This is a genomic window from Bacteroidales bacterium (assembly GCA_029210725.1).
Classification (GTDB): Bacteria; Bacteroidota; Bacteroidia; order Bacteroidales.
Map to the genome: position 1 here is coordinate 1 of JARGFM010000067.1, position 527 is coordinate 527.

Annotated in this window: 1 protein-coding gene; it reads right to left on the minus strand. The window is 43.6% G+C overall.

Annotation, left to right across the window (positions count from 1 at the left end; translation table 11 throughout):
* Positions 1-33: 33 nt before the first annotated feature.
* A partial coding sequence (locus P1P86_16600) for a hypothetical protein (protein ID MDF1576807.1) occupies positions 34-527 on the minus strand: 494 nt, incomplete at its 5' end.

Consider the following 527-nt stretch of genomic DNA (forward strand, 5'->3'; position numbering starts at 1 on the left):
ATAGGGCTTCACAAAACTAATTTGGATTGCCGTCTAATTTAGAAAATTTGGTACAAATGACTTCACAAATCGCATTTTATCCTTCTGGCCCGTTTTGTAGGCCGTCAGAGCGACAAGCAAAACAGAGATATGGGCTATGGTTGCATGATTGCGATTAGCATTATAGCCTCTGACTGTTGGGTGCTGCATAGCAATGGCCAACAGGCGTGAGAAGATCCGTTCAACAGAGGTACGTTTTTTATAGAGTTCTTTGAATTCCTGGGTATCATAACCGATTTCTGACCGGATGGTTGGTTCAAGCCGAATTAGAACGTTGCATCCTTTGCCTTTAAAGAACTTTGGATGGAGTATGGGACATGCGAGGTGTTGGGATTGAACCTTTTTATCATACTTGATTGGACAGCTGTACTGGCAGTAAAGAATCCCGGTGTGTTTGGGGCGCATTTTGCCCCTCCGATGCATCTGAAGATTTGCCTCACAGATAACTTTGCCATCTTTGATCTGATAGCCCTTGGTTTGTTCACTTC